This is a genomic window from Microbispora sp. H11081, assembly GCF_012999535.1.
GTDB lineage: Bacteria > Actinomycetota > Actinomycetes > Streptosporangiales > Streptosporangiaceae > Microbispora.
On sequence record NZ_JABBWV010000020.1, the window covers coordinates 82437 to 101334 of the forward strand.

At 70.7% G+C, this 18898-nt stretch carries 21 protein-coding genes and 1 tRNA gene; 12 read left to right on the plus strand and 10 right to left on the minus strand.

The genetic code is table 11. The features are described 5' to 3' along the window. Window positions 1–2: 2 nt before the first annotated feature. Both HHX31_RS31645 and HHX31_RS31650 read right to left on the minus strand, forming a co-directional pair. A complete protein-coding gene (locus tag HHX31_RS31645) occupies window positions 3–917 on the minus strand; it encodes a M56 family metallopeptidase (protein ID WP_169953128.1) in 915 nt (304 codons plus the stop codon). Continuing rightward, window positions 914–1270 carry a BlaI/MecI/CopY family transcriptional regulator gene (locus tag HHX31_RS31650; RefSeq protein WP_169953130.1) on the minus strand — a complete coding sequence of 119 codons (357 nt, stop codon included), beginning with the start codon at window positions 1268–1270 and terminating at the stop codon, window positions 914–916. Before HHX31_RS31650 ends, HHX31_RS31645 begins: the two co-directional genes overlap by 4 nt. 51 nt (window positions 1271–1321) lie before the next feature. Between HHX31_RS31650 and HHX31_RS31655 the strand changes: the two genes are divergently transcribed. After that, on the plus strand, window positions 1322–1840 hold the full coding sequence (locus HHX31_RS31655; RefSeq protein ID WP_169953131.1) for an O-acetyl-ADP-ribose deacetylase: 519 nt from the start codon (window positions 1322–1324) through the stop codon (window positions 1838–1840). A 16-nt stretch (window positions 1841–1856) separates the two neighbouring features. Here the strand turns inward: HHX31_RS31655 and HHX31_RS31660 are convergent, their stop codons facing one another. The 3 genes from HHX31_RS31660 to HHX31_RS31670 are packed head-to-tail and all read right to left on the minus strand — an operon-like array spanning window position 1857 to window position 3993. Then, window positions 1857–2381: a GNAT family N-acetyltransferase gene (locus tag HHX31_RS31660; RefSeq protein WP_169953133.1), complete on the minus strand. Its 525-nt coding sequence runs from the start codon at window positions 2379–2381 to the stop codon at window positions 1857–1859. Window positions 2382–2410: 29 nt separating this feature from the next. Continuing rightward, window positions 2411–3220, minus strand: coding sequence for a class I SAM-dependent methyltransferase (locus HHX31_RS31665; protein ID WP_169953134.1), 810 nt, complete (start codon window positions 3218–3220; stop codon window positions 2411–2413). Continuing rightward, window positions 3217–3993 (minus strand): SDR family NAD(P)-dependent oxidoreductase, encoded by a 777-nt coding sequence (locus HHX31_RS31670; protein WP_169953182.1) that lies wholly within the window; start codon window positions 3991–3993, stop codon window positions 3217–3219. The genes HHX31_RS31665 and HHX31_RS31670 overlap by 4 nt, the downstream gene beginning before the upstream one ends. 99 nt (window positions 3994–4092) lie before the next feature. On the opposite strand from HHX31_RS31670, the gene mshA reads away from it, so the two are divergent. The 3 genes from mshA (at window position 4093) to HHX31_RS31685 (ending at window position 6848) form a co-directional block, all read left to right on the plus strand. Then, entirely contained in the window at window positions 4093–5406 is a 1314-nt protein-coding gene (gene mshA / locus HHX31_RS31675) for a D-inositol-3-phosphate glycosyltransferase (protein WP_169953136.1), read from the plus strand. 173 nt (window positions 5407–5579) lie between these two features. Continuing rightward, window positions 5580–6065, plus strand: coding sequence for a YbjN domain-containing protein (locus tag HHX31_RS31680; RefSeq protein ID WP_169953138.1), 486 nt, complete (start codon window positions 5580–5582; stop codon window positions 6063–6065). 39 nt (window positions 6066–6104) lie between these two features. Further along, window positions 6105–6848 (plus strand): phosphoglyceromutase, encoded by a 744-nt coding sequence (locus tag HHX31_RS31685; protein ID WP_169953140.1) that lies wholly within the window; start codon window positions 6105–6107, stop codon window positions 6846–6848. A gap of 52 nt (window positions 6849–6900) precedes the next feature. Here HHX31_RS31685 and HHX31_RS31690 read toward each other — a convergent pair whose 3' ends face one another. Together HHX31_RS31690 and phoU are read right to left on the minus strand one after the other, a co-directional pair. After that, a complete protein-coding gene (locus tag HHX31_RS31690) occupies window positions 6901–7779 on the minus strand; it encodes a hypothetical protein (protein WP_169953142.1) in 879 nt (292 codons plus the stop codon). A gap of 656 nt (window positions 7780–8435) precedes the next feature. Next, the gene (gene phoU / locus HHX31_RS31700) at window positions 8436–9095 is read right to left on the minus strand and encodes a phosphate signaling complex protein PhoU (protein WP_169953146.1); all 660 of its coding nucleotides are present in this window, start codon (window positions 9093–9095) and stop codon (window positions 8436–8438) included. A 184-nt stretch (window positions 9096–9279) separates the two neighbouring features. Here phoU and HHX31_RS31705 point away from each other — a divergent pair, with 184 nt between their 5' ends. After that, window positions 9280–10389, plus strand: coding sequence for a cell wall metabolism sensor histidine kinase WalK (locus HHX31_RS31705; RefSeq protein ID WP_249347225.1), 1110 nt, complete (start codon window positions 9280–9282; stop codon window positions 10387–10389). Beyond that, window positions 10386–11075, plus strand: a complete 690-nt coding sequence (locus HHX31_RS31710; protein WP_169953147.1) for a response regulator transcription factor — start codon at window positions 10386–10388, stop codon at window positions 11073–11075. The genes HHX31_RS31705 and HHX31_RS31710 overlap by 4 nt, the downstream gene beginning before the upstream one ends. Window positions 11076–11168: 93 nt before the next feature. Here HHX31_RS31710 and HHX31_RS31715 read toward each other — a convergent pair whose 3' ends face one another. After that, on the minus strand, window positions 11169–11828 hold the full coding sequence (locus HHX31_RS31715; RefSeq protein ID WP_311932410.1) for a copper chaperone PCu(A)C: 660 nt from the start codon (window positions 11826–11828) through the stop codon (window positions 11169–11171). Window positions 11829–12085: 257 nt separating this feature from the next. On the opposite strand from HHX31_RS31715, the gene HHX31_RS31720 reads away from it, so the two are divergent. The 3 genes from HHX31_RS31720 (at window position 12086) to HHX31_RS31730 (ending at window position 13505) form a co-directional block, all read left to right on the plus strand. Beyond that, complete coding sequence (locus HHX31_RS31720) at window positions 12086–12568, plus strand: CarD family transcriptional regulator (RefSeq protein ID WP_030510364.1); 483 nt, start codon at window positions 12086–12088, stop codon at window positions 12566–12568. Window positions 12569–12585: 17 nt separating this feature from the next. Beyond that, a complete protein-coding gene (ispF, locus tag HHX31_RS31725; RefSeq protein ID WP_169953149.1) occupies window positions 12586–13044 on the plus strand; it encodes a 2-C-methyl-D-erythritol 2,4-cyclodiphosphate synthase in 459 nt (152 codons plus the stop codon). Between the two features lie 191 nt (window positions 13045–13235). After that, a complete protein-coding gene (locus HHX31_RS31730; RefSeq protein ID WP_169953151.1) occupies window positions 13236–13505 on the plus strand; it encodes a GlsB/YeaQ/YmgE family stress response membrane protein in 270 nt (89 codons plus the stop codon). A 75-nt stretch (window positions 13506–13580) separates the two neighbouring features. On the opposite strand, the gene HHX31_RS31735 is transcribed toward HHX31_RS31730, so the two are convergent. Beyond that, window positions 13581–15107, minus strand: coding sequence for a DUF2637 domain-containing protein (locus HHX31_RS31735; RefSeq protein ID WP_169953153.1), 1527 nt, complete (start codon window positions 15105–15107; stop codon window positions 13581–13583). Between the two features lie 443 nt (window positions 15108–15550). On the opposite strand from HHX31_RS31735, the gene cysS reads away from it, so the two are divergent. The 3 genes from cysS (at window position 15551) to HHX31_RS31750 (ending at window position 18048) form a co-directional block, all read left to right on the plus strand. Next, the gene (cysS, locus tag HHX31_RS31740) at window positions 15551–16945 is read left to right on the plus strand and encodes a cysteine--tRNA ligase (protein ID WP_169953155.1); all 1395 of its coding nucleotides are present in this window, start codon (window positions 15551–15553) and stop codon (window positions 16943–16945) included. A gap of 22 nt (window positions 16946–16967) precedes the next feature. Then, window positions 16968–17924 carry a 23S rRNA (guanosine(2251)-2'-O)-methyltransferase RlmB gene (gene rlmB / locus HHX31_RS31745; RefSeq protein ID WP_169953157.1) on the plus strand — a complete coding sequence of 319 codons (957 nt, stop codon included), beginning with the start codon at window positions 16968–16970 and terminating at the stop codon, window positions 17922–17924. A 51-nt stretch (window positions 17925–17975) separates the two neighbouring features. Further along, window positions 17976–18048 (plus strand) — tRNA-Thr (locus tag HHX31_RS31750). A gap of 124 nt (window positions 18049–18172) precedes the next feature. On the opposite strand, the gene HHX31_RS31755 is transcribed toward HHX31_RS31750, so the two are convergent. Beyond that, window positions 18173–18523: a hypothetical protein gene (locus HHX31_RS31755; RefSeq protein ID WP_169953159.1), complete on the minus strand. Its 351-nt coding sequence runs from the start codon at window positions 18521–18523 to the stop codon at window positions 18173–18175. Between the last annotated feature and the right edge of the window lie 375 nt (window positions 18524–18898).

Here is an 18898-nt window from a genome sequence, read left to right on the forward strand (position 1 = left end):
GTTCACCCAGGAAGCAGCCAAAGCAGCGGGGCGCTGGTGGCGAGCACCACCGACCCGGCCAGGATCAGGAAGCGGTGGGCCGCGGGAAGCGCCACCTCGGGCCGTACGAGCCGGTCGACCCGGGCCATCACGCCGGACGACGCGGACGCGCCGAGCGCGCCCTGCGGCGTGGGCAGCGCGGCCGAGGTCCCGAAACGCAGCAGGGCCGTGGCCAGCCTGCGCGGGCAGCACCGCTGCCGGGCGCGGTCGTCGGCGGCCATCTCGATCAGCAGCTCGACCGACGCCTGCGCGTCGCTGACCAGCTTCGACCAGGGCAGCGCGCGGCGCAGCGCGGCGAACGGCAGCAGCACCAGGTCGTGGCGCTCGCGCACATGGGCGGCCTCGTGCGCCAGCACGGCCTCCAGCTCCGCGGACGACAACAGGTGCAGCGTCCCGTCGCTGATGACGACCTGCGACTTCAGTCCGGGCAGGCAGTAGGCGGCGGCGCCGGGGAAGTCGACCACCCGCACCCCGGGAACGGCGGGCTCGTCCCTGGCGACCAGCGCGAGCAGCAGGCGGTGACGGCGGCGGGCGCGCAGCGTCTGGGCCCCGGCCGCCAGCGGCAGGGCGATCAGCACGGCGAGCAGCGACAGGCCGGCGACCAGCGCGGCCAGGCGGAGATAGTCGTACGGCGTCCGCACGCCGAACTCCACGCTCAGCAGGAACTCCGCGAGGCCGTGGAGCACGCCCTTGCGGTAGGGGTCGAGAGCGAAGGCGAGCAGGGCGCCGATGGAGGCGAGCCCCCAGGTCAGCCCGAGCGACTGCCACAGGAGGATCGCCGTGCGCGGGGCACGCCAGGTCCAGCGCGCCAGCGTCAGCCGCCACGCGGCGACCGCGCAGACCAGCGCGAGCGTCGCCAGGACCGCCGCCGCGATCACTCTTCCTCCAGCTCCGTCAGGGCTTTCAGCAGGATCTCGGCCTCCGACCCGGACACGGCGCGGGCGAAGCGGGTCAGCGCCGCGTCGCGGTCGCCGGTCATGTCCAGGGCTTCGAGCATCAGCTCGGCGACGTACGCGTCACGGCTCGCGGCGGGCTGGTAGCGCCAGGCGCGGCCGTCCCGGGTGCGCGTGAGGAAGCCCTTGCGGGACAACCGGTCGAGCACGGTCATCACAGTCGTCGGCGCGAGGTCGCGGTCCTCGATGAGGCGGCCCACCTCGCGTGCCGTCAACGGGACGTTCTCCGCCCAGAGAATGTCCATGATGCTGCGTTCGAGCTCTCCCAATCCCTTCACGCCTTCAAGCCTACTCGGGGTAGTACTACGTCTTGTAGAGAGGTGAGAGGCATGAAGATCGTTCTGGTCGAGGGAGACATCACAGAGCAGCGCGTGGACGCGATCGTCAACGCGGCCAACTCGTCCCTGATGGGCGGCGGAGGGGTCGACGGCGCGATCCACAGGCGCGGCGGCCCCGCGATCCTGGAGGAGTGCCGGGCGCTGCGCGCGTCCCGGTACGGCAGGGGCCTGCCGGCCGGGCAGGCCGTCGCGACCACCGCGGGGCGCCTGCCCGCGCGGTGGGTCATCCACACGGTCGGGCCCGTCCACTCGCGGAGCGAGGACCGATCCCATCTGCTCGCCTCCTGCTATCGGGAGTCGCTCGTCGTCGCCGACGCGCTGGGCGCCGGCACGGTGGCGTTCCCCGCGATCTCCACGGGGATCTACCGGTGGCCGATGGAGGACGCCGCCCACATCGCGATCACCGCGGTGCGGCAGGCGGCCCCCACCGTGGTGGAAGAGGTGCGTTTCGTGCTGTTCAGTACCGCAGCCTATGCGGTGTTCGAGTCGGCCCTGCGGGACATCGGATAACCATTGGCTCAAGCTTTCAGAGCCACTTGAGCATGTAGATCTCGTCGCGGTCGTCACCGGGGGCCACCCGGATCGAGCGGGGCACCCGGCCGACCTCCCGGTAGCCCACGCTCGCGTAGAAGCGGTCGACCCCGGTGCCGCCGCGGCAGGTGAGCTGCAGCGCCTCCAGGCCGAGGGACCTGGCGGCGTCGTCGGCGGCGCGCAGCAGCGCCCTGCCGTACCCCCTGCCCTGGTGCTTGGGGCGGACCATGACCCGCAGCACCCAGCGCCAGTGCGTACGCAGCCCCGAGCCGTTGTCGCCCAGGATGAGCCAGGCGCCCACGCCGTCGTCGTCGAAGCCGGCGAGGAGGCGGTCGGGCGCCGCGGGCCCGCCGCCGGAGCGGGTGCGGGCGAACGTCCTGTCCGCCGTCGGCCTGATGTCCTCCGGCGTCACCGGAGGCACGAAGCCCACCGCGCCGTCCTCGTTGGTGACCTCCGCCCAGCAGGTCAGGAGGTCTTCGAAGAGCTCGGGGGTCATCTCGGGGTCGAGGACGAAGCGCATGGCCCGGACGTTACCAACCGCTCCGTTCGTCAACCGCGGGGGGAGACGCTGCTCCAGGGCAGGGTGAGCTCGCCGAGCCGCCACCGGCCCCGGCCTCCGGTGGGGGGCGCCGTCTCCACCGGCCAGTCCTGGGCCAGCAGTTCGGCCGTCCGCAGCCAGCGCTGCCGCGTGCCGTACGCGCCGAAGGAGGCGCAGGTCGCCCAGGCGCGGTCCCAGTCCGTCAGGAACGCGTGGATCCGCTCGCCGGCAACGTTGCGGTGGATCAGCGTCTTGGGCAGGCGTTCCGCCAGGTCGGAGGGGCGTTCGAAGCCGGTGAACCGGGCCGCGAAGGTGAGCGTGCGCGGTCCGCCCGCGCCGAGCGCCACCCAGGTCGCCCGGTGGCCGACCTCCGAGCAGGTGCCCTCGACGAGCACGCCCATGGGATGCAGAGCGGCCCGCAGCCTGTCCCAGTGCTCCCAGGCCTCCGCCTCGCCGTACTGCCGCAGCACGTTGAAGGCGCGCACGATCATCGGCGGGCGGGGCACCGGCAGTTCGAAGCCGCCCCTGACGAACGTCAGCCCCTCCCGCTCGTACGGCTTCGCCGCGGCGACCCGCTCGGGGGCGATCTCCACGCCCACCACCTCGACGGCGGGGCAGACCCGGCGCAGCCGGGTGAACAGCTCCGTCGTCGTGGTGTGGGACGCGCCGTAGCCGAGGTCCACCACGAGTGGCGCGGCCCCCGCGCGGGCCGAGCGCAGCAGCGGGCCGTACACGGCGGCGATCCAGCGGTCGCAGCGGCGCAGCCGGTTGTGCCCGGTGGTGCCCCGCGTGACCGTCCCCACGGGGCGGACCGGTCTCATGTCGCGGGCGCGACCCGGTGCACCTTGTGCTGGGCCGCCTGCGCACGCGGCCGGATGACCAGCCTGTCGATGTTCACGTGGGACGGGCGGGTCACCGCGAAGGCGATCACGTCGGCGATGTCGTCCGCGGTCAGGGGGTCGGGCACGCCCTCGTAGACCTGGGCGGCGCGCTCGGCGTCGCCCCGGAACCGGGTGACGGAGAACTCCTCGGTCATCACCATGCCCGGCGCGATCTCCACGACCCGCACCGGGTCGCCGCACAGCTCCAGGCGGAGGGTCTCGGTCATCGCGGTCTGCGCGTGCTTGGCCGCGCAGTAGCCGCCGCCTCCCTCGTACGACACGAACCCCGCCGTCGACGTGAGCATCACCAGCACGCCGTCTCCCGACTCGATCAGCTTCGGCAGCAGGGCCCTGGTCACGCGCAGGGTGCCGAGCACGTTCACGTCGTACATCCGCTGCCAGTCGTCCACCCGGCCTTCGGCCACCGTCTCGCCGCCGAACGCACCGCCCGCGTTGTTCACCAGGACGTCGCAGCGCTCCAGCGAGGCGGCCAGCGCGTCCACCGACGCCTGGTCGGTCACGTCCAGCGTCACCGGGCGCACACCGGGCACCTCGGCCGCCAGCCGGTCGAGCCGGTCCCGTCGCCGCGCCGCCGCCACGACCCGGTATCCCTCCGCGGCCAGCCTGCGGGCCGTCGCCTCGCCGATGCCGCTGCTGGCCCCGGTCACCACCGCGGTCCTGACCGCGGGCTCGGCCGCCGCGGGATTGGTCATCGTCACCGCTTCTCGTCCTTCCACGCCGCTCCGATGGGCAGCCGACATCCTCTCAGGACCCAGAACTCACCGATGTCGGGGAATCCAGTGATGATTTCGATGGTTATAACGCTTTCGGAGGTGGTTCGGGTGTCGGTGTTACGGCGTCGGGTCAACCGCGTCGCGACCATCAGCGTGCACACGTCCCCGCTGGACCAGCCGGGTACCGGGGACGCTGGCGGCATGAACGTCTACATCCTCGAGGTCGCCAAGCGGCTCGCGGCGATGGGCGTCGAGGTGGAGATATTCACCCGGCGCACCGCCCGCGATCTGCCTCCGGTCGCCGAGCTGAGCCCGGGGGTGCTCGTCCGTCACGTCACGGCGGGGCCGTACGAGGAGCTCGACCGCGCCGACCTTCCCGGGCAGCTGTGCGGCTTCCTGTCCGGTGTGCTGCGCACCGAGGCGATGTACGACCCCGGCAGGTACGACGTGATCCACTCGCACTACTGGCTGTCGGGTCAGGTGGGGTGGCTGGCCAAGGAACGCTGGGGCGTCCCGCTCGTGCACACCATGCACACCATGGCCAAGGTGAAGAACCTCCTGCTCGCCGAGGGCGACAAGCCCGAGCCCGCGATGCGCGTGCTCGGCGAGGAGCAGGTCGTGGACGTCGCCGACCGCCTGGTCGCCAACACCGCCGCCGAGGCCGAGGAGCTGATCAGCCTCTACGGGGCGCCGCGCGAACGGGTCGCGGTCGTCAACCCCGGAGTGAACCTCGCCGTCTTCCAGCCGGCGTCCAAGGGCGCCGCCCGCCACCGCCTCGGACTGCCGCAGGACGCGCATGTGCTGCTGTTCGTGGGCCGCATCCAGCCGCTCAAGGCGCCCGACGTGCTGCTCAGGGCCGCCGCGCGGATGCTCGTGGAGGATCCCTCGCTGCGGTCGCGGCTCGTCGTGGCCTGCGTGGGCGGGCCCAGCGGCAACGGCCTCGCGCGTCCCTCCCTGCTCAGCGACCTCGCGGCCGAACTGGGCATCGCCGACGTCGTACGGCTCGCGCCGCCCGCGCCGCAGCGGGAGCTGGCCGACTGGTATCGCGCCGCGGACGTGACCGTGGTGCCGTCGTACAACGAGTCGTTCGGACTGGTCGCGCTGGAGTCGCAGGCGTGCGGCACGCCGGTCGTCGCCGCGGCGGTCGGCGGCCTTCGCACGGCCGTCAAGGACGGCGTGTCCGGTGTTCTGGTGAGCGGACACGACCCGCACGACTGGGCGCGGGAGCTCGCCCGGCTGGCCGGGCGTCCGGACCGGCTCGCCGAGCTCGCCGCGGGCGCCGTGGGGCACGCCACGGCCTTCGGCTGGTCGGCGACCGCCGCGCGGCTGGCGGAGGTGTACGCCGGCGCCATGGCCCAGCTCCACCGGACCCCCATCGCGGTGAACTCGTAGGAGTGTTGAAAAAGTGCTGTCCGTCGCGAGCGGGGATCCAGGTGGATGCATCGCAAGGCGGATGAGGAGCTCGTAGCTCGGAGGCTACGGGCGACGACGACAACGCCGCGAGGCGCCGCCTGGACCCCGCGCAGCAGGGCATGGCTTTTGAAACACGACTTAGGGTGGGGCGTATGAGACCGGATCTGGAAGCCGTCATCGCGTCGGCGCTGGAGTCCGCCGAGCTGTCCTACGAGCGGCCGAAGCCGGGCGCGTTCCTGGTCAAGCTGCCGGGCCAGCACAAGCTCGCCACTCTGACCTGGCTCGTCGTCGGCGACCAGGCGCTCAACATCGAGGCGTTCTTCTGCCGGCAGCCCGACGAGAACCACGCCGAGTTCTACCGCTGGCTGCTGCACAAGAACGGCTCGATGTACGGCGTCCACTTCGCCGTCGACGCCACGGGCGACGTGCACCTGGTGGGCCGGCTGCCCCTGGACGCCGTCACCGAGGAGGAGATCGACCGGGTCCTCGGCTGCGTGCTCACCTACTCGGACGAGTCGTTCGACCGCGCCCTCGAACTGGGCTTCGCGACGTCCATCAGGCGCGAGTGGGAGTGGCGGGTCAAGCGCGGCGAGTCGCTGGCCAACCTCCAGGCGTTCGCGCGGGTGGTCGAGTCCTGACCAACGGGACGTCTGCCGCACGCCGATAGGATTGGCAGCATGGCGACTTTGGTGCTGCTGCGGCACGGCGAGAGCGAATGGAATGTCAAAGGCCTGTTCACCGGCTGGGTGGACGTCACACTCTCGCCGACCGGCGAGGAGGAGGCGCGGCGCGGCGGTCAGCTGCTCCTGGAGGCCGGCATCCGGCCCGACGTGGTGCACACCTCGGTGCTCACCCGGGCCATCAGGACCGCCAACATCGCGCTCGAGGCGGCCGACCTGCTGTGGCTCCCGGTCAAGCGCTCCTGGCGGCTGAACGAGCGCCACTACGGCGCGCTCCAGGGCAAGGACAAGGCGCAGACCCGCGCCGAGTTCGGCGACGAGCAGTTCATGCTGTGGCGCCGGTCCTATGACGTGCCGCCGCCGCCGATCGCCGACGACGACGAGTACTCCCAGGCCGGCGACGGCCGCTACGCCCTCCTGCCCTCGGAGCTGCTGCCGCGCACCGAGTGCCTCAAGGACGTCGTCGTGCGGATGCTGCCGTACTGGTACGACGAGATCGTCCCCGACCTGGCCGCGGACCGCACGGTGCTGGTGGTGGCGCACGGCAACTCGCTGCGCGCGCTGGTCAAGCACCTGGAGGGCATCAGCGACGAGGACATCGCGGGCCTGAACATCCCCACCGGCATCCCGCTGCGCTACGAGCTGGACGCCGACTTCCGCCCCGTGGGCAAGGGCGAGTACCTCGACCCGGAGGCCGCCAAGGCCGCCATCGAGGCCGTCGCCAACCAGGGCAAGAAGTAACCCTCACCTCTGTCACGAAGGCCGCGTCCCGCTGTCGGGGCGCGGCCTTCGGTCATCTGTAGACGACAGGTTTCTTCGCCTTACCGGGGAACACCTGGACCAGGAGTTCCACAGCGCCGTCCGGGGGATAGGCGACCTGGTAGACGAGCTTGCGGCCGCGCAGGTGGACCCTGACCCGGTAGGAACCCGGGCCGCGTACGGTGACCGGTCCATCGATGCCCTGCATCTCCAGGGACCCGGTCGGGCTCTCGTAGCCGACCTCGACCACTTCCTCCCAGCCTCCGGTCTCCAGCGGCGGACGCCGGGTGTAGGACTCGACCGTCACACAAGCATGGCCACCCTCGTCGGCGGCCCAGATCGCCAGCGCGCCCCGGCCGCTTCCCACCAGGTCTTCCACCAGGTCCGGGGGATCGCCCTCGTAGCCGTCCTCCCAGCCGTCGATGGTCCAGAAGTCCGTCCACAAGGTGGCCCGGCGCTGCCGTACGGGCCCGATCTTCGGCCGGTGCCGCGGGTGCGCCGCGCAGGCCCGCTCCTTCTTGGCGACGTACGCGTCCGATTCCGCCTGCCGCCGGTCGGCCTCCGCCTGCTGCGCGCGGGCTACTGCCGGGCACAGGGGCGCGAGCGCATACGCCAGGGACGCCTGGGGCGCCTTTTGGACGGCCCGGGCGCCGATGTCGCCTCCGTGCCGGGTCGCCAGCGCGCACAGGTGGTGCCCCTGGGCCATGATGTCCTGGTCGGAGACCTCGTCCCACCCGGCCACACCGGAGTCGTACGGAGGGTCGTAGCCGCGGACCGCGCAGAGAAAGCGCTTGTCCGTCTCGCTCAGCCCCTTGACCGTGCCGTCGCCGAATCCGGCACAGTCGAGTTCCCGCTTGGTGCTCACCCTGCCGGGCGAGGCCGACTCCGCAGGGAGCAGGACGACCGCGGTCACCGCCAGAACGGCGGCGGTCGTACGGGCGAGCGGGCCGCGCCGTACGTACGCGCCGGGGAGCGCGTACGGCGAACAGGACGAGGATCGGCGGAACGCAGTCGTAGAGCCCCCACGCGAACCGCTGGGACAGCAGCTCGGGCGGCCCCCAGATCTGCGTGCACGCGGGGCCGAGCGCCGCGTCCAGCGTGGGAAGCAGGAAGTCGGGGAGGTTGATGGCGAGCAGCACGACGGCGACGCAACGGCCGATGATCCTGCCGAGCCCGGCCCGCCCCATCCGCAGGCTCAGACACCAGCCCGCGAGGCCCAGGACGATGAGCGGCGCCCCACCGTACGAGAAGAGGGGAACGGCCTTGATGGGATACATCCAGGGGGAGACCTGGTTGTGGATGTCCCACCCGAGGCAGGAGCCCATGGACATCGACACGTAGCTCCGGATGCCGTCGTCGCCGGTAAGGGTCCGTATGACCCAGAGGAAGAGGGAAGGAGCGACTGAGGTCAGCGTCGCCGCCACCCAAAGCATCCATGATCGTCTCGGCACGGGAGCGAAGAGTATCCGCCACGTGCGACAAACGATGCGCATTCCGGCGATTCGAGGGGCACGCGAAAGCCCCGGCCCCCCGAGGACCGGGGCTATCGCGTCCCCGTACGCCGCCGTGTCAGCCGGCGAGGGCGTCCGCGTCGCGCGTGCCCGTGACGAGGTACACGACGTCGCGGGCCACACGTACGGCGTGGTCGGCGTATCGCTCGTAATAGCGGCCGGCCAGCGTGATGTCGATCGCGGCCTCGATGCCGTGCTCCCAGTCCTTCGAGAGCAGGGTGCGGAAGAGGCGGCGGTGACGGCGGTCCATCGCGTCGTCGTCCTCCTCCAGCTCCTTGGCGACTTCGATGTCGCGGGACGCGATGCAGCTGCCCGCCTTGGTGATCAGGTTCTCGGCGATGGCGCCCATCTCGACGAACGTGTCGCGCAGCTCGGCCGGGATGGCGGACTCGGGGTGGCGCATGCGGGCGAGCTTGGCGATGTGCTCGGCGTGGTCGCCCATACGCTCCAGGTCGGCGGCCATCCGCAGGGCGGTGATGACGGTACGCAGGTCGACCGCCACCGGCTGCTGCGTGGCCATCAGCTCGAAGATCGAGGCTTCGAGCTCCTGGTGCAGCCGGTCGACCTCGTTGTCCTGAGAGATGACGCTCTCCGCCAGCTGCAGGTCGGCGTCGAGCAGGGCGGTCGTTCCCCTCGACATGGCCGACCGCACCAGGCGGGTCATCTCCACCAGGCGGTCGGTCAGGGCCGCAAGCTCTTCGTGATAGGCGTCGCGCATGGCCGCAACGCTACGCGCGGGCCGATGAACGAATTCCAACCGCCGGATGAACTTTTCCGGAAACAGAGAGTTAGGCCAGGTCGGGCAGGTGGAACAACCCAAAACGCCGCCTAGGCTGCTGAATGTGAACGAGTTGCTGGCGAGCTTGGCGGCGATGGGCGGATTCGTCGCCGGCTCCTTCGTCATGCTCGCGATCCGGCGGCAGGCGGACAGGCCCCGCGCGTCGGAATCGGTGGACGACGGCCTGCCTCCCGGGGTGGCGTCGGTGCTCGCCGTGCTGCCCTCCTCAGCGGTCGTACTCGACCGCGAGGACCGGGTGTTGCGCGCCAGTTCCGCCGCGCGCGCCTTCGGCCTCGTACGCGGCGAGTCCCTGATGGCCGCCGAGTTGCTCGCGCTGGCCAGGAAGGTCCGCAGGGACGGCGAGATCCGCGAGAGCGAGATAGAGACCGCCGGGCGCAAGTTCGGGCAGGAGTCCACGTCGTTCGCGGTGCGGGTGGCTCCGCTGGGCTCCCACGGGCAGGTGCTCGTGCTGGCGGAGGACCAGACGGAACGGCAGCGCGTCGAGGCGGTGCGCAGGGACTTCGTCGCGAACGTCAGCCACGAGCTCAAGACGCCGGTCGGCGCGCTCAGCCTGCTCGCGGAGACCATACAGGACGCGGCCGACGACCCCGAGGCCGTGAAGCGGTTCGCCGGCCGCATGCAGCACGAGGCGGCCCGCCTGACCCACCTGGTGCAGGACCTGATCACGCTGTCGCGCATCCAGGGCGGCGAGCCCGTGCCGGCGCCCGCGCAGGTGCCGGTCGACGAGACGGTCCACGAGGCCATCGACCGGTGCAACACGAAGGCCTCGGCTAAGGACATCACGCTCGTCGCGGGCGGCACCGAGGGCCTCAAGGTCTGGGGCGACGAGGACCTGCTCGTCACCGCGCTGCGCAACCTCATCGACAACGCCGTCGCCTACAGCCCCGAGCACACCCGCGTCGTGATCAGCGCCAGACCGGCCGGGAACACCGTCGAGGTGAGCGTGAGCGACCAGGGCATCGGCATTCCGGAGAGCGCGCAGGAGCGCATCTTCGAGCGGTTCTTCCGCGTCGACGCGGCCCGGTCGCGGGCGACCGGCGGCACCGGACTCGGCCTCGCGATCGTCAAGCACGTCGCGGTGGCGCACGGCGGCGAGGTCGCCGTGTGGAGCAAGGAAGGCTCCGGCTCGACCTTCACTCTTCGCCTTCCCGCGTTCGGCGGTCAGGCGGTCCCGGTACCAAGCACGACCATCCCCCAGGAGGCCGCTAAGTGACTCGGGTGCTCGTCGTCGAGGACGAGGAGTCGTTCTCGGACGCCTTGTCCTACATGCTCAGAAAAGAGGGGTACGAGGTCGCGGTGGCGTCCACCGGCCCCGAGGCTCTCGACGCGTTCGACCGCAACGGCGCCGACCTGGTCCTGCTCGACCTGATGCTCCCGGGCCTGCCGGGAACAGAGGTGTGCCGCTCGCTGCGGCAGCGTTCCAAGGTGCCCGTGATCATGCTGACCGCGAAGGACAGCGAGATCGACAAGGTCGTCGGCCTTGAGCTGGGCGCGGACGACTACGTGACCAAGCCGTTCTCGTCCCGCGAGCTCGTCGCGCGCATCCGCGCGGTGCTGCGCAGGCAGGGCGACGTAGAAGAGGTGGAGTCGGCGGTCCTGGCCGGGGGACCGGTGCGCATGGACGTCGACCGGCACATCGTGGCCGTGCGCGGCCGCCAGGTGCAGCTCCCGCTGAAGGAGTTCGAGCTGCTCGAGGTGCTGCTGCGCAACGCCGGGCGGGTGCTCACCCGCGGCCAGCTCATCGACCGGGTCTGGGGCGCCGACTACGTGGGCGACACCAAGACGCTGGACGTGCACGTCAAGCGGTTGCGGGCGAAGGTCGAGGCCGACCCGTCCAACCCGCGCTGCATCCTCACCGTGCGCGGCCTGGGCTACAAGTTCGACCCCTCCGACGACTGAGTCCGTACGGACCGCTGAGTCCGTACGGACCCTCCGCGTGGCACAGGAGCCCCCGTCCGGCGTGGACGGGGGCTCCTGGCGTCTTGCGGACCGTTACTCGGTGCCCGTGGCGGTCGCGCCCTCGGACGGCGCCGCGGTGCTCTCCGGGTTCGCGGCGTCCGTCGCCGCCGGGGTGTCCGTGGCGGCGGGCGTGCTCGTGGGCGCGGCCGACGGCGCCGCCGTCGGCGCGGGCGGCAGCGTCGCGAACTCGCGGCTGCGGGCGATGACGGGCACGTTGAGAGCGACGTCGCCGGCGTTCTTGAAGTGGAGCGTGAGCTTGATGCTCTCCCCGCCGCGCAGCGCCGTCTTCAGGCCGTCGACAGTGACCCCGGGGGTCTTGGCGAGCGTGCCCGGCTGGAGGTCGATGGGGCTCTGCACCGTGACCGAGGTGGCCTTCTGCTCCTCGGGGACGATGCTGGTGAGCTGGTCGGCGGTCTCCGTGCTGTTCACGAGAGTCAGGTGGAGCGGCGCCGACGCCCCGGCGGCGAGCTGCTCGCCGGAGTCCGGCCCAAGGATGAACGCCTGGGGGATCATCACGCCGTTCTTGCCGTAGGCCTTGCCTGGGCCGTCGCTGTCGTAGAGGACACCCGCCTCGTTCGGGGCGTACGGCGCGGCGGTGTTGGCGTCGAAACCGGCGCCACACGCGGCCAGTGCAGGGATGGCGGCGGCGAGGAGCCCGGCAATGGCGATCGCCCTGCGACGGCTGCTGGTCACGGTTCGAGGTCTCCTTGGTACACACGTGTATGGGCAGCAATCACCTTATCCGCGCCGGTCACCGGTCCGGCGTCGGCTCCCGGTCCACGCGTCGCAGGACCGCAGGTCACCCGGTATGTCCGATAGGGCGATTCACAGAGTGGATAGCTTGTCAAGTCCCAAAACGAGGCTTTGACCTGCAGTTATGTTTCTTTCACTGTTCCGGGAGGCGGTAACCGCGTGGTACCCTGGAGTACAGCGGAAGGGGTACTCGTCACATGACTTTCCAGGTCGGCGACACTGTCGTCTACCCCCACCATGGGGCTGCTCGTATCGAGGCCATCACGACCCGAACCATCAAGGGTGAGGAAAAGACCTACCTGGTGCTGAAGGTCGACAAGGGCGACCTGACCGTACAGGTGCCAGCGGAAAATGCCGAACTCGTCGGTGTGCGCGACGTTGTCGGCCAGGAAGGACTCGAGCGGGTGTTCGACGTGCTGCGCATGCCGCACACGGAGGAGCCCACGAACTGGTCCCGCCGCTACAAGGCCAACCTTGAGAAGCTGGCGTCGGGGGACGTCAACAAGGTGGCCGAGGTGGTGCGCGACCTTTGGCGGCGCGACAAGGAGCGCGGCCTGTCCGCCGGTGAGAAGCGGATGCTCGCCAAGGCGCGCCAGATCCTCGTCAGCGAACTCGCCCTCGCGGAGAAGACCAACGAGGACAAGGCGGAGGCCCTGCTCGACGAGGTGCTGAACTCCTGAACATCACATCACCGAGGGTGGGCATCGGAGTCGATGTCCACCCTTTCGCGTCAGGCAGGGAACTCCACCTCGCCGGGCTGTTCTGGCCGGGCGAGACCGGGCTGGCCGGCCATTCCGACGGCGACGCGGCGGCACACGCCTGCTGTGACGCGCTGCTGTCGGCAGCCGGGCTCGGAGACGTGGGCGCGCTCTTCGGCACATCCGACCCGCGCTGGGCGGGCGCCGCGGGCGTGACCCTCCTGGAGGAGGCGGCCCGCCAGGTGCGGGCGGCCGGATTCGAGATAAGCAACGTGGCGGTCCAGATCATCGGGAACCGTCCCAAGGTCGCGCCTCGCCGTACGGAGGCGGAGAAGGCGCTCGGGGCCGCGGCAGGGGCGCCGGTGAGCGTCAGCGCGACCACGACCGACGGCCTCGGGCTCACCGGGCGAGGCGAGGGCGTGGCGGCCATCGCGACCGCTTTGATCCTCCAGGCGTGAATGTTCCGTTCCAATCGGACGTGCCAACCTGATTGAGACCAGGCGCGTCTCACTAACACGTGGGCGGCGGCTCGAACCAGGCGCGGAATCGAGCCGCCGTCCTCTTTTTTCTTTCATGGCGCGCATATTCCCGTCGCATGGGGTACTCCACTGTTCGAGGATGAAAGGGTCACCCTCAACGGGAGGTCGATATGACAATCGAGTCCATTCTCGGCGCCATCGTCATCGGTGCGGTCATCGGCGCTCTGGGCCGGCTGCTTCTGCCGGGCCGCCAGCCGATCGGCTGGATCCTGACGATCGTCGTCGGCATCGTCGCGGCGCTCATCGGTACCGCCATCGCCCAGGTCATGGGTGTTGCCACGACGGATGGCATCGACTGGATCGAACTCGTCATGCAGGTCGTACTGGCCGTCGTCGGTGTCGGCATCGTCGCCGGCCTCAAGCGAGGTACGCGGGTGTAAGAGCTCACCCCATCAACGCGTGCGGGCCCGCCCGGCTCCCCAGCCGGGCGGGCCCGCACGCTTTCCGGCTCGTGGTCAGTCGGGTGGGCGTGGCGTGCTGCGCAGCCGGCCGGATGGAGGTGCGAGCGGAACGCTCTCGTCGTCGGCCGCCTGCGCGGTCCCGCTCACCTCGTCGGGATCGGCGTTGTCCCGAGTGTGGGCCGGATCCGGCACGTCCTTGATCTGGCGGAGCGGCTGGGTGTCGACGCCCGACTCGTCCTCTGCGGGCTCGGCGCCGGCGGGCTCCTCCGGCTTCGGCCGGGGGTGCACGAGGACGTCGCCGGTGTGCGGCCGTACGAGGTCGCCCCAGCGCACCGGGCGGTTCCTGCGGGGCTGCCGCGCCGGGCGGTCCTCCGGGTCGGCGTCAGGCGCGGGAGCGGCGGCCGCCTCCGGAGTCGGCTCAGCGGTCGGCTCGGTGCTCGGCTCGGTGGTCGGCTCGGTGGTCGGCTCGGTCGCCGCGCCGGTGGCCCTGTCGGGGGTTGAGCCGGGAGTCGTGTCGGCGGGCTCCGCGTCGCTAGCACGCCCGCCCGGCGCCGTCTCGTCGGCGACCGCATGATCCGTCACGGTCGCGTCTGTCATGGGCTCAGGTGCCGGCTCGGTCACGGGCGGCGTGCCGGGCGCGGCGGTCGGAGGGACGACCGGCAGGGACTCGGCCTCGTCCGGCGTCGCCTGGTCCGTTGCTTCGGCTTGTGCCCTGTCCGGTGCCTGGTCCGTCTCCGGTTCGACCGTGGCGGCGGTATCCGCCCTCTGCGGCAGCCGTACGTCCTCTTCGACGGTGTCCGGAGTCGCGGGACGAAGGGCCTCGTCGTCGGCGTGCGGCGGGGTGATGGGCAACGGCGGGGCGTACTCGGGCGGCGCGACGGTCTCGGAGACCGGGCTGACCGGCACCGGCGGGGCATAGCCGGGGGGCGCGACGGCCTCGGGGACCGGCTGCAGAGGCGGCGCGCCGTGCTCCTCGGTGACGGCGTGCGCGATCGCCGGCCGCTCGTTCGCCGGGACCGGATAGGGCGCGGTGGCGGCGGCCCTGGGCTCCCGCTCGCCCACGAAGGGCACGAGATCATCGTCGGAGTCGCCGTCCAGGTCGGCCCGGTTGGTGCGCACGTGCTTGAGCAGGAGCAGCAGCAGCCACAGTCCGGCGGAGAGCATCACCCAGGGCAGCAACGCGACGACGAGAGCGGCGGCGTCAGGATCGAAGGAGACGCCGACGGCGGTGGCGGCGTTCGCGGCGGCGGCCGACACCAGCAGCAGGACCAGGACGAAGCCCGCCTGTAACCGGACGAGGAACCGCGCGGCGCGGAGCACCGGCACGCTGACCAGGGCGACGACCAGCAGGACGTCGAACGTCGCGGGGTAAAGGTAGGCGAGCCGGGGTTCGGCCCGCCCGGAGAGCGCCAGAGTGCGCAGGTCGTCGAAGGACAGCGCGCAGGCGGCGCCGGCGAGCACCGCGAGGGCGGCCCCCGCGAGGCCGATGGCGAGGCGGCGCAGCACCAGCGGGATCCGGGAGGGGGTGGTTCGGGACGGGCGGGAGGCCGTGCCTGCCGCGCCGGGGGGAGTCACGTCCATGGCCTTTCGAGCCTACAGAATGGGAGTGACGATTGATCGCACCTGCGTGATCTCCCGTTTCGTGTCGGAATCGGGTGCTCTGTCGGGATTCTCCGGGCCGGTTCGCCCGGTCTGCGCGGTATGCGCGGAACAGGACCACGGCAGGTCGCGGGAGTGACGCGGCGCTCACGGCCTACGTCCGGGGGCACTGCCGCCCTGTCTTCCGCAGGCCGCCTTCGCTCGCTCGCGGCGTGGTCTCCGTGATCTCCGTGACGGTCTGTGTCCGGCAGGCCCCGCGCGTATTGTGAGACGGGCGCTCGGACGGCCGTACGGGATCGTGACGGATTTTGTCTCCGGTTATATCGGGACTTATGTGCCAGAAGTTTCCATGATCGGTCACACCATGCCGTTCACAGACGCCCAAGTAGCCCTGTGCCACGCCGTCAGGCGTTAGCCTTGCCTTCGTGAGCCTGCACCTCTACGACACCAGCACGCGTACGGTCCGTGAATTCGTACCGGTCGAGCCCGGCCGGGTCTCGATGTATCTGTGTGGTGCGACCGTTCAGGCTCCGCCGCACATCGGCCACATCAGGTCCGGAGTCAACTTCGACGTTCTCCGCCGGTGGCTGACGCGGGAGGGTTACGACGTGACCTTCTGCCGCAACGTCACGGACCTCGACGACAAGATCATCAGGGTCGCCGCCGCCGAAGGCGTTCCGTGGTTCGTCGTCTCCGAGCGCAACCAGCGCGCCTTCACCTGGGCGTACGACCAGCTCGGCTGCCTGCCGCCGACCGTCGAGCCCCGCGCCATGGGCCACGTGCCCGAGATGATCGAGCTGATGCGGCGGCTGATCGACAAGGGGCACGCGTACCCCGCCGGCGGCGACGTCTACTTCGACGTGGTCTCCTACGCCGACCGTTACGGCAAGCTCTCCAACCAGAAGCTGGAGAACATGTGGGCGGCCGGTGACACCGACACCGACTCGCTCAAGCGCGACCCGCGCGACTTCGCGCTGTGGAAGGGCGCCAAGCCCGGTGAGCCCACGTGGCCGACCCCGTGGGGCAGGGGCCGTCCCGGCTGGCACCTGGAGTGCTCGGCCATGGCGACCAAGTATCTCGGCGGCACCTTCGACATCCACGGCGGCGGCGTCGACCTGATCTTCCCGCACCACGAGAACGAGATCGCCCAGTCGCAGGCGGCGGGCGACGGCTTCGCGCGTTACTGGCTGCACAACGGCATGCTCAAGCTCGGCGGCGAGAAGATGAGCAAGTCGCTCGGCAACTCGCTGCTGATCCCCGACATGCTCCGCAAGGTGCGGGCGGTCGAGCTGCGCTACTACCTGGTCGCGGCGCACTACCGTTCGGCGATCGACTACTCCGACGAGGCGCTCCAGGAGGCGGCGGCCGGATACCGCCGGATCGAGGGGTTCGTCACGCGGGCGGCCGAGGTGATCCACGACGTGGACGCCGCCGCGCCGCTGCCGCAGGCGTTCGTCGACGCCATGGACGACGACCTGAACGTCTCGCAGGCGCTCGCCGTGATCCACGAGGTGGTCCGCGAGGGCAACGTCGCACTGGCCCAGGGCAACAAGGAGCAGGTCGCCCGGCTGCTCGCCGAGACCCAGAACATGCTCGACGTGCTCGGCCTCGACCCCAGGTCGGAGCAGTGGCGCTCGACCGGTGACTCCGGGCTGCGTGAGGTCGTGGACGCGCTCGTGGCCGTGGCGCTGGAGCAGCGGCAGGCCGCGCGAGCCCGCAAGGACTACGCGGCTGCGGACGCGATCCGCGACCAGCTCGCCGCGGCCGGAATCGTGGTTGAGGACACCCCGCAGGGCCCACGATGGGAGCTGGCACAGTAGGCGTGGCCCTACGCTAGAGACCATGGCGGGTAGGGCTTCAGGGAAGCCGTCGAAGAAGCAGGGGTCCACGAGGGGCTCGGGCGGCAAGGTTCGCCGCTCCCTCGAAGGCAGGGGAGCGACGCCGCCGGCGGAGATGCGGCACTGGTACAAGGACAAGGCCCGCGCCGAGCGGATCGAGCGGGAGTCGCGGGGCGGCGCCTCGTCCTCGCGCACGCCGAGCCGTACGCGCAGGGAGGACGGCCCCGAGGTTATCGGCGGCCGCAATCCCGTGGTCGAGGCACTGCGTGCCGGCGTCCCCGCCAACGCCCTGTACGTGGCGCAGCGGGTCGACAACGACGACCGCGTCCGCGAGGCCATCAAGATCGCGGCCAACCGTGGCATCGCGCTGCTCGAAGTCACGCGGGACAAGCTCGACCGGCTCACCGAGAGCACGGTTCACCAGGGCATCGGACTTCAGGTCCCGGCGTACGACTACGCCCACCCGGAGCAGCTCGTCGAGCGGGCCAGGGACGCCGCCGAGGTGCCGCTGATCGTCGCCCTGGACGGCGTGACCGACCCGCGCAACCTCGGCGCCATCGCTCGCTCGGCGACCGCTTTCGGCGCGCACGGGCTGCTCGTCCCGTCCCGTCGTTCGGCGGGCGTCACCGCCGGCGCTTGGAAGACCTCGGCCGGCACCCTCGCGACCCTGCCCGTCGCCCGCGCGTCGAACCTCACCCAGACGCTCCAGGCGTACCGGGAGGAGGGCCTGTTCGTGGTCGGCCTCGACGGCACCGCCAAGGTGGACATCGCGGACGTCGAACTCGCGACCGAGCCGCTCGTCGTGGTCATCGGCTCGGAGGGCAAGGGCCTGTCCCGCCTCGTCAGGGAGTCGTGCGACCAGATCGCCCGGATCCCCATGAACGCCGCCGCCGAGTCGCTGAACGCCGGTGTGGCCGCGGGGATCGCCCTCTACGAGGTCGCTCGCCACCGCCGCCGGTGATTTCACCGTGACGGTGAGGCCGTCGGCCCACTAAACTCGTCTGGGTAACAGGCCGCCTTAGCTCAATCGGCAGAGCATCTGTCTTGTAAACAGAAGGTCTGGGGTTCGATTCCCCAAGGCGGCTCGCAGCTCAAGGCCCCTTGCGATCATCGCGAGGGGCCTTTGTGATCTCCGTACAGCTGCGAAATGCAGCAACATCCGCAGCTTGTCACCAGCCAGGCTCATCCGAGCGACGGTTGTTCGATCGCTCAAGCAGGGAGCGGTCCGTACAGCACAGACACAAGCACCTGGGCCGCGATGACGAAGACCGGCAGTGCGGGCATGGCCCATGCCGCGAGCCGTCGGGTGCGGATGAGGCGCTTGGGCGCCAGCCACAGAGAGAGTCCGGCCAGCAGCCAGACGAGTGGACTGACGACCCAGGCAAATGCTGTGACGCTTGCCCATTGGCTGACGGGAGCGCACTTCTCCGTCTCGTGCTCCGTGAGTGGATCAAGACCGCACTCGTCCATCTCCAGGGAGAAGCTGACCAGGAGCCAAGCGAAGAACGCGGCGACCCACGACAGCACCGCGGCGATCAGAGACCACCCGACGAATGTCACTCGTAACGGGAACCTCGTAGGCGATCTCGCCGATCTGACCAGATCATCTGTCACGGCTCCGAACCTAGAGTTTCGCTATAGAGGGATCAATTCAAACCCAGCCCCCGGCGGGGGCGCTGCTGCTCCAGGGTGATCGCCAGGGACCTGCTCAGCGTTGCCGGTCGTAGGGAAGCCTGATCACCCCGCCCGCCATCGACCCGGAACAAGCCGAGCAGGTCTTGGCCCGCTTCCCCTTCGGGCGGGTCGACGGCAGACGTTGCGACACGAAGTCGCTTGCGGCGAGTGAGCTCGCAGATTGGAGGACCGGCGTGATGTCGGTGGTGTAGCTCCCAGCTCGTGTTCATAGCTGGTCCCCGCCCTGACATGCGTCGCGGG